This is a genomic window from Pseudomonas peli (assembly GCF_050563605.1).
Classification (GTDB): domain Bacteria; phylum Pseudomonadota; class Gammaproteobacteria; order Pseudomonadales; family Pseudomonadaceae; genus Aquipseudomonas; species Aquipseudomonas peli_A.
The window spans coordinates 60,491-68,976 of the sequence record NZ_JBNXUH010000014.1; the positions used below are offsets into that span (position 1 = coordinate 60,491).

9 protein-coding genes are annotated in these 8,486 nt (G+C 62.6%); 8 read left to right on the forward strand and 1 reads right to left on the reverse strand.

What is annotated here, in order from left to right:
* Positions 1–55: 55 nt before the first annotated feature.
* From ACQ4LH_RS16470 to ACQ4LH_RS16505, 8 genes are all read left to right on the forward strand, one after another.
* Positions 56–1,540, forward strand: a complete 1,485-nt coding sequence (locus tag ACQ4LH_RS16470) for an MBOAT family O-acyltransferase (RefSeq protein WP_430698148.1) — start codon at positions 56–58, stop codon at positions 1,538–1,540.
* 9 nt (positions 1,541–1,549) lie between these two features.
* Positions 1,550–2,722, forward strand: a complete 1,173-nt coding sequence (locus ACQ4LH_RS16475; protein ID WP_430698149.1) for an alginate O-acetyltransferase — start codon at positions 1,550–1,552, stop codon at positions 2,720–2,722.
* Between the two features lie 46 nt (positions 2,723–2,768).
* Positions 2,769–3,413: an alginate O-acetyltransferase AlgF gene (locus ACQ4LH_RS16480; RefSeq protein WP_430698151.1), complete on the forward strand. Its 645-nt coding sequence runs from the start codon at positions 2,769–2,771 to the stop codon at positions 3,411–3,413.
* Between the two features lie 2 nt (positions 3,414–3,415).
* Positions 3,416–4,549: a mannuronate-specific alginate lyase gene (locus ACQ4LH_RS16485; RefSeq protein ID WP_430698152.1), complete on the forward strand. Its 1,134-nt coding sequence runs from the start codon at positions 3,416–3,418 to the stop codon at positions 4,547–4,549.
* Between the two features lie 91 nt (positions 4,550–4,640).
* Positions 4,641–6,080, forward strand: a complete 1,440-nt coding sequence (locus ACQ4LH_RS16490; RefSeq protein ID WP_430698153.1) for a mannose-1-phosphate guanylyltransferase/mannose-6-phosphate isomerase — start codon at positions 4,641–4,643, stop codon at positions 6,078–6,080.
* 108 nt (positions 6,081–6,188) lie between these two features.
* On the forward strand, positions 6,189–6,653 hold the full coding sequence (locus tag ACQ4LH_RS16495) for a multidrug transporter (protein WP_430698155.1): 465 nt from the start codon (positions 6,189–6,191) through the stop codon (positions 6,651–6,653).
* A 29-nt stretch (positions 6,654–6,682) separates the two neighbouring features.
* Positions 6,683–7,513, forward strand: coding sequence for an SDR family oxidoreductase (locus ACQ4LH_RS16500; protein ID WP_430698156.1), 831 nt, complete (start codon positions 6,683–6,685; stop codon positions 7,511–7,513).
* 25 nt (positions 7,514–7,538) lie between these two features.
* A complete protein-coding gene (locus ACQ4LH_RS16505) occupies positions 7,539–7,925 on the forward strand; it encodes a hypothetical protein (RefSeq protein WP_430698157.1) in 387 nt (128 codons plus the stop codon).
* A 61-nt stretch (positions 7,926–7,986) separates the two neighbouring features.
* Here ACQ4LH_RS16505 and ACQ4LH_RS16510 read toward each other — a convergent pair whose 3' ends face one another.
* A complete protein-coding gene (locus ACQ4LH_RS16510; RefSeq protein ID WP_430698158.1) occupies positions 7,987–8,268 on the reverse strand; it encodes a hypothetical protein in 282 nt (93 codons plus the stop codon).
* Between the last annotated feature and the right edge of the window lie 218 nt (positions 8,269–8,486).

Consider the following 8,486-nt stretch of genomic DNA (forward strand, 5'->3'; position numbering starts at 1 on the left):
CCGCCGCCGGCCCTGAGTAATCAGGCCGGCGCCCACTCAAGGAGAGCGCAGCGCCATGGTTTTTTCCTCAAACGTGTTTCTGTTTCTGTTTCTGCCGCTGTTTCTCGGCCTGTATTACCTGTGCGCCAACCGGTACCGCAACCTGCTGTTGCTGCTCGCCAGCTATGCCTTCTATGCCTGGTGGCGGGTGGACTTCCTCGTCCTGTTTATCGGCGTAACCGCCTTCAACTACTGGCTGGGCCTGCGCATCGGCAACGCCGGGGTACGCACACGCCGCGCCCAGCAATGGATGTTGTTGGGGGTGGTGGGCAACCTCGGGGTACTGGGCTATTTCAAGTACGCCAACTTCGGCGTGGCGAATATCAACACCGCGCTGCAGGGCATGGGTTTTGAACCCTTCGTTCTGACGTCGGTGCTGCTGCCGATCGGTATTTCCTTCTATATTTTCCAGTCGCTCAGTTACCTGATCGACGTGTATCGCGGCGACGTCGAGGCCACTACTCACCCCATCGACTTCGCCGCCTTTATCGCCCTGTTCCCCCAGCTGATCGCCGGGCCGGTGCTGCGCTACAAGGACCTGGTCGACCAGTTCAGCGACCGCACGCACAGCTACGACAAGTTCAGCGAAGGCGCCAGCCGCTTTATGCAGGGCTTCGTCAAAAAGGTGTTTATCGCCGACACCCTGGCGCCCATCGCTGACCGTTGCTTCGCCCTGGCCAACCCCAGCACCGGCGATGCCTGGCTCGGCGCCCTGGCCTATACCGCACAGCTGTATTTCGACTTCTCCGGCTACAGCGACATGGCCATCGGTCTGGGCCTGATGATGGGCTTTCGCTTTATGGAGAACTTCCGCCAGCCCTATATCAGCCAGTCGATCACCGAGTTCTGGCGACGCTGGCATATCAGCCTGTCCACCTGGCTGCGCGATTACCTCTACATCAGCATGGGCGGCAACCGTGGCAGCACGCTGCAGACCTACCGCAACCTGTTTCTGACCATGCTGCTGGGCGGTTTCTGGCACGGCGCCAACTGGACCTTCCTGATCTGGGGCGCCTGGCACGGCATGTGGCTGGCCATCGAGCGGCTGTTCAATGTCGACGCTGCGCCCAAGGTGCTCAACCCGCTGAAGTGGGCCTTTACCTTCTTCCTGGTGGTGCTCGGCTGGGTGATCTTCCGCGCGGAAAACCTCGACATCGCCTGGCGTATGTACAGCGCCATGTTCAGCCCCGACCTATTGAGCAGCAGCGCCTGGCGCCTGTCGGAACTCAATAGCGCGCAACTCACCAGCATGCAGGTCACCACCCTGATCCTGGCTTACGTGGCGATGGCCTGGTTTGGCCTGCGCCAGTTCTACCCCGGCACTCCAGGCAAGTTCAGCGCGAGCCTCAGCAGCCTCGGTCAGGTGCAAGACAGCAGTGGCATCGCGGCGCTGGATTACCGCGCACTGGCGCTGCGCATGGGCCTGCTGCTGCTGTTCCTGCTCTCGGTACTGAAACTCTCGGCGCAGAGTTTCTCGCCATTTCTTTACTTCCAATTCTGAGGAGGCGACGTGAACAGAACCGCCACTATCGTCTACAGCCTGGCCTTTATCCTGCTCATGCTGGGCTTGGCCTTGAGCTCGCTGCCGGCGCTGCTGAGTTTCTCGGCGGCCAAGGACACCCCGGTGCTCAACGGCAAGCTGGCGCAGTCCTTCGAGAAGCACTACGACCAGGCCTTCTCGCTCAAGGCCTTCGGTACCAATCTATGGGCCGCCATCGACTACAGCCTGTTCGAAGAAGGTCGTCCCGGCGTAGTAGTAGGCCGTGGTGATTGGCTGTTTACCGATGAGGAATTCAAGCCCGCCACGCAACCGCGCCAGGTGCAGGACAACTGGGCGCTGATCGAAGCCGTGCAGGCCGAGCTCAAGCGCCGCGACATCGAACTGGTGTTGCTGCTGTTGCCAGCCAAGGCCCGCCTGTACCCCGAGCAACTGGGTCGCGCGCAGCCGGTGGCCGCACACAGCCAGCTCTACTCGCAGGCACTCGCGCGCATGCAAGACGAAAGCCTCCCCGGCCCCGATCTGCTGCCGGTCTGGCGTCAGGCCAAGCTGCAGGCGCCGATCTTCCTGCGCACCGACACCCACTGGACCCCCTACGGCGCTGAAGTGGCGGCGCAAAGCCTGGCCGCTTATCTGTTCGAGCGCGGCAGCCTACAACCGGGTGAGGAGCGCTTTGTTACCGCACCGGGGAAAACCCAGACGCACAAGGGCGACTTGCTCAGCTTCCTGCCTCTGGAGCCCTACTTCGCCGGCCTGCAACCGCCTAGCGAGCCGCTGCAACAACGCCAGACCGCCCTCGCCGACGGCCAGGACGACAGCAGCGCCGCCGCCCTGTTCGATGAACAGCCACCGAGCCTGGCCCTGGTGGGCACCAGCTACAGCGCCAACCCGAAATGGAATTTTGCCGGCGCGCTGAAACAGGCCCTCGGCAGCGATCTGCTGAATTTCGCCGAAGACGGCCACGGCCCCCTGGTGCCGATGCTGCGCCTGCTGCAAAGCGACCCAGCGCAAAACGCCGGGCTGCGTCTGGTGATCTGGGAATTCCCAGAGCGCTACCTGCTGCTGCCCAGCGATCTATCCAGCTTCGATGCTGCCTGGCTGCAGCGTTTGCAGCAGGCCAAGGACAGCGGCGGCGCACCGCGCCTGGCGCATCTCGCGACCAGCGCCAACGGCGCCGCGCAATGACCACCCAAATCCGCAAGCAAGAAATCCGCAAGCAAGGAGAAACCCCATGAAGCTGCATACCCTCCCTTACCGTCGCACCCTCACCGCCCTGCTGCTCAGCGTGCTGGCCGGCGCTGCCCAGGCCGATGAAGCGGCTCTGTACGCGCCCAGCGCACCGCCTGGGTCGGCCTTCGTGCGCGCCTTCAATGCCGATACAGCCGATATCGATGTGACTGTCGGCAACCTCAGCCTCAACGATATCGGCGCCCACGACAGCAGTGAGTTCCGCTTCCTCCCGGCCGGCAGCTACAACGCCAGCACCGGAACCAAGGCCCTGCCGGTGAAACTCGACAGCAACCAGTACTACACCCTGGTGCAAATGCCCGGCGGCCAGCTGCAACTGCGCGAGGAGCCACCGTTCGCCGGCAAGCAGAAAGCCCTGCTGCGCCTGCAGAACCTCTCGGACAGCCCGCTCACCCTGAAAACCGCAGACGGCAAAACCGAGGTGATCACCCAGGTGGCCGGCAAGGCCAGCGGCGAGCGTGAAATCAACCCGCTCAAGGTCCGTCTGGCGCTGTTCGCCGGGGACAACAAGGTCAGTGATCTCGCGCCCCTGGTGCTCGAGCGCGGCGAGTTGGTGTGCCTGTACGTCACGGGTAGCGGCAGCAACCTGGTTTCGACCTGGGTGAAAAGCCCGCAGCTGGACAACTGACTATGCAGCAGAGCAAAGCAGCCTTTCCGCCAGCACAGTTTCTCCGCGCCAGCATCGCCAGCGGCGCGGCGCTGATGCTGTTGCTGACCGGTTGCTCGGGAGCCGGTAACAACGGTGCCGACCTGCTGCCGCCGCCCGGCTATTTCCGCGCCGTGGCCGAGGCGCAAGGCAAGCCACGTGAATGCGTCGCCGCGCCCAAGCCTTACACCGGCAAGCTGCAATTCCCCAGCAAATATGCCGGCTCCGATGCCGCCCGCGACCAGGTCAACCCCAAGGCCGCGCAACGCTACCGCGAGCTGACCGATAACGTGCGCCTGCTGGAAAACGGCGTAAACAAGCTGATTGGCCGCTACCTGGACAAAGGCCAGCCGGACGATCTGGCCTGCGTCATCAGCTGGTTGAACGACTGGGCCGAGGCCGACGCGCTGCTCAGCACCTCGTATAACCACACCGGCAAATCGGTACGAAAATGGGCGCTGGGCAGTGTTGCCGGGGCCTATCTGCGGCTGAAGTTCTCCCGTTCGCAACCGCTTGAGCAGTACTCCAGCGAGGCGCGCACCATCGAAAAATGGCTGGGCAAACTGGCCGACCAGGTGGTGCTGGACTGGAACGCCCAACCCATGGATCGGCGTAACAATCATCAGTACTGGGCCGCCTGGTCGGTGATGGCCAGCGCCGTGGTGCTCAACCGTCGCGACCTCTTCGACTGGTCCGTCAGCCAATACAGTCAGGGCATGAGCCAGGTCGACGAACAAGGCTACCTGCCCCTGGAACTGTCGCGGCAAACCCGCGCCCTGGCCTACCACAACTACGCCATGGGCCCATTGCTGATGGTCGCGGCCTTCGCCCAGGCCAATCAGCTTGATCTGCGTGGTGCTAACGAGGGTGCCTTGCAGCGCCTGGCGCAGCGCCTGGAAGCAGGCCTCAAACAACCCCAGCTATTCAGCGCCAAAGCCGGTTACCCACAAACCCTGGATGACCTGCAGGACAACAGCCGCTTCGCCTGGCTGGAGCCCTACTGCGCGCTGTACACCTGCTCGCCGGCCACCGAAGCCTGGCGCCGCTCCCTGCAACCCTTAACGACCTATCGGCTTGGGGGCGACATCACCCAGCTATTTGCCGAGCAACTGCCTTGAGCATCACCCCTAAGCATTTTCGACCTGCGCTACATCCGTTGCGCCGGCCGGCGGGGTACAGCCTTAAACGGATATTAATGGAGCTCACACTATGATCCCGGTAATCCTCTCAGGCGGCAGCGGTTCCAGACTCTGGCCGCTTTCGCGCAAGCATTATCCCAAGCAGTTTCTCGCCCTCACCGGCACCGACACGCTGTTCCAGCAGACCATCAAGCGCTTGCGCTTCGACGGCGTGCAGGCACCGGTGCTGGTGTGCAACCAGGAACACCGCTTTATCGTCCAGGAACAGCTCAAGCAGCAAAAGCTCGAGACCCAGGCCATCCTGCTTGAGCCCTTCGGTCGCAACACCGCGCCGGCCGTGGCCATCGCCGCGATGAAGCTGATCGCCGAAGGCCGTGACGAGCTGCTGCTGGTACTCCCCGCCGATCATGTGCTGGAAGACCAGGAGGCTTTCGAGGCCGCCCTATACGTGGCTGCACAGGCTGCGGAAATTGGCGAACTGGTGCTCTTCGGCATCCCCGCCAGCCGCCCGGAAACCGGTTACGGATATATCAAGTCAGTGGCCGACGCCACTCTGCCGCTGGGGGCGATCCGCGTGCAGCGCTTCATCGAAAAACCCAACGCCGCCCGCGCCCAGGAATTCGTCGACAGCGGCGATTACTACTGGAACAGCGGCATCTTCCTGTTCCGCGCCAGCCGTTACCTCGAAGAGCTGAAAAAGCACGACGCCGATATCTACGACACCTGCCTGCTGGCCCTGGAACGCAGCCAGATTGACGGTGATACGGTGAATATCGATGCCGCCACCTTCGCCTGCTGCCCGGACAACTCGATCGACTACACGGTAATGGAGAAAACCCAGCGGGCCTGCGTAGTGCCGCTGAATGCCGGCTGGAACGATGTGGGCAGCTGGTCATCGATCTGGGACGTGCACCCCAAGGACGCGCAAGGCAACGTGATATCCGGCGATGTGGTGGTGCACGACAGCCACAACTGCCTGGTGCACGGCAACGGCAAACTGGTCTCAGTCATCGGCGTGGACAATATCGTCGTGGTGGAAACCAAGGACGCCACCATGATCGTGCACAAGGACCGCGTGCAGGACGTCAAAGCCATGGTCAACCAGCTCGACGCTGCGGGCCGCAGCGAAACCCAGAACCACTGCCAGGTCTATCGCCCATGGGGCTCCTATGACTCGGTGGACATGGGCGGGCGCTTCCAGGTCAAACATATCTCGGTCAACCCCGGCGCCACCCTCTCGCTGCAGATGCACCACCACCGCGCCGAACACTGGATCGTGGTCTCCGGCACGGCCGAGGTGACCTGCGATGACAAGGTGTTCCTGCTCACCGAAAACCAGTCCACCTACATTCCCATGACCTCGGTGCATCGCCTGAGCAACCCCGGCAAGATCCCCCTGGAAATCATCGAGGTGCAATCCGGCAGTTACCTGGGCGAAGACGACATCAAACGCCTGGATGATGTCTATGGCCGCACTCAAACCGCCACCCTCAGCCGCGCCACCAGCTGACGCACAACCGCCAGCCCTGCACAGGGGCTGGCGGGCCAAAGCATGTACCCCGCCGCCCGGCCTTGTGTAGGATGAACGCCTGTTTATCGACCAAGGCCATCTTTCCCCATGCTATTCGGCGCAATTCTCCTACTGAGCTGGCTGATCCTGCTGATCCGCTACCCGAGCAAGGCCCTGCCGATCTCCCTCGGCGCGCTGATCGGCCTGGGCCTGGTCGCCAGTTGGGTGCTCTGGCAGGAAAGCCGCGAGAACCGCCACCTGGCCCACCTCGAATTACGCCTCGACTACGCCCCGGACAGCTGCCCGGCGGACCGTCCCTTGGCCCTGAACCTGAAGAACGGCAGCGAAGCCGCACTGCTTGAGCTGAATTGGCAGATCGCCGCCTACCGCCCGGGCGACAGCATCAACCTGGCCGAGCGCCTGTATGAAACCCCGCGCTACAGTGGCCCAGGCGAATTGCTGCCCGGCGCCGACTGGCAAACCTGCCTGCCGCTACCCACCCTGCGCAGCGGCTACCGCGCCAGCAGCCTGGAGTTTCGCGCCGAGCGTTTGCACGGCAGTTTCAGCCGTTAAGCCCCATTCACAACAACAAGGAAGCCTGCATGACCCAGCCCAGCGCACTGATCACCGGATGTTCCAGCGGCATTGGCCGCGCCCTGGCCGAGGTGTTCCAGCAGGCCGGTTATCAGGTCTGGGCCACAGCGCGCAAAGCCGAAGACCTCGCCGACCTGAGCGCCGCCGGGTTCCACGCGGTGCAGCTGGACGTCAACGATGGCCTGGCCCTGGGCCAATTGGCCGAACGCCTGAAGACTGAGATCGGCGGCCTCGACGTGCTGATCAACAACGCCGGCTACGGCGCCATGGGCCCGTTGCTCGATGGCGGCGTTGAAGCCATGCGCAAGCAATTTGAAACCAACGTGTTTTCGCTGATCGGCGTAACCCGCGCGTTGTTCCCGCTGCTGCGGCAGAACAAGGGCCTGGTGGTAAATATCGGCAGCGTATCCGGCGTGCTGGTCACCCCGTTCGCCGGCGCCTACTGCGCCTCCAAGGCCGCCGTGCATGCCCTGACCGATGCCCTGCGCCTGGAACTCGCACCCTTCTCTATCGACGTGATGGAAGTACAGCCCGGCGCGATTGCCTCCAGCTTCGGCGCCAATGCCAGCCAGCAGGCCGAACAGCTGATCGACGAAGCCTCGCCCTGGTGGCCGATCCGCGACGGCATCCGCGCTCGCGCCAACGCCTCGCAGGACAACCCCACCCCCACCAGCCACTTTGCCCGCAACCTGCTGGCCGCCGTGCAAAGCAAACCCCGGCCAAACCTGGTGCGCCTGGGCAATGGCAGCCGCAGCATGCCGCTGCTGGCGGCCCTGGTGCCTAAACGTCTGCTCGAAGCGGTATTAAAGAAACGCTTCGGCCTCAACCGCACCCTCTAATCACCCACCACCAGGAGCGCAGCCGATGAACTCGCCCAGCCCCAGCAGCGTCCCGGTTACCCGCCTGGCCCTTGGCGGCGTAGTGGCGGTTGTCGTGCTCAACCTGCTGCTGCGCACCTTCGTCAAACTTGGCGGGATATTTACCACGGTGCTTATCGCCGCCCTGGTGGCCGCCGGCATGACCCTGTGGTTCTCCTGGCGCAACCGCCGCGCGCCCCTGCAAGGCGAACGCCGTCGTCTGCTCGCGTTGTATGGCGGCATCCTGGCCCTGCTCTATCTGGGTCTGTTGGCAATGATGGCGCTGCAGGACGATCCCAGCCCGATGGGGTTGGCGATCTTTGGCCTGCATTACTTTTGTTATCCGCTGATGGCGTGGGTGGTTTTTTATAAGCGTTTTAGCAGGCACAAATAGCCAGGCCGGTAGGCGAATAAAGCCGCTAGTTGCCGTTACAAACTGCCATGCCGAGCGATTGCTAAAACGACTTGATAATTACGCTCTTCTCTTCGACGGTATCTACCCGCTGTACAGGCTTGGTTTTACGCTTATCCAACGCGTATTCAGTATCAGCCAATGAATGGCCTAAAAACTCGCGAAGACTGGGCCCAGATTTCACCCATCGCGTATTGCCAATGAACTCGGCCACTTCGTGAAACCAAACCCGGCGGCCCATTTTCGTATACCAGCGCATGGCATGACGGAAATCTGCGTCACGATGAAAGAGCAACCGGCCCAATGCCTTGGGGCGGGCCTGCATACAAACTTCGATCAATTTGAACCAGAGAAACACCCGCCAGGCGGGCACTCGCTTTACCGCCAGAACCTGATGTTTGTAATCCCAGCGGCGGGGGGCTGTTTKGGTGACACSGCGGGGSTCMGCAGKCTCSTAGAAAAGSGKCCMACGGGGGGGGGGCACRTAAAGTAACTGGATCTGATCMGGGTCATAGCGCAGCAGATGTTTGAGCGACTGCCAGT

Bases quoted from the DNA above. Each gene is read 5' to 3' on its own strand.
- ACQ4LH_RS16470 (WP_430698148.1), top strand. From the start codon at position 56: ATGGTTTTTTCCTCAAACGTGTTTCTGTTTCTGTTTCTGCCGCTGTTT.
- ACQ4LH_RS16480 (WP_430698151.1), top strand. From the start codon at position 2,769: ATGAAGCTGCATACCCTCCCTTACCGTCGCACCCTCACCGCCCTGCTG.
- ACQ4LH_RS16485 (WP_430698152.1), top strand. From the start codon at position 3,416: ATGCAGCAGAGCAAAGCAGCCTTTCCGCCAGCACAGTTTCTCCGCGCC.
- ACQ4LH_RS16490 (WP_430698153.1), top strand. From the start codon at position 4,641: ATGATCCCGGTAATCCTCTCAGGCGGCAGCGGTTCCAGACTCTGGCCG.
- ACQ4LH_RS16495 (WP_430698155.1), top strand. From the start codon at position 6,189: ATGCTATTCGGCGCAATTCTCCTACTGAGCTGGCTGATCCTGCTGATC.
- ACQ4LH_RS16500 (WP_430698156.1), top strand. From the start codon at position 6,683: ATGACCCAGCCCAGCGCACTGATCACCGGATGTTCCAGCGGCATTGGC.
- ACQ4LH_RS16505 (WP_430698157.1), top strand. From the start codon at position 7,539: ATGAACTCGCCCAGCCCCAGCAGCGTCCCGGTTACCCGCCTGGCCCTT.
- ACQ4LH_RS16510 (WP_430698158.1), bottom strand. From the start codon at position 8,268: ATGCAGGCCCGCCCCAAGGCATTGGGCCGGTTGCTCTTTCATCGTGAC.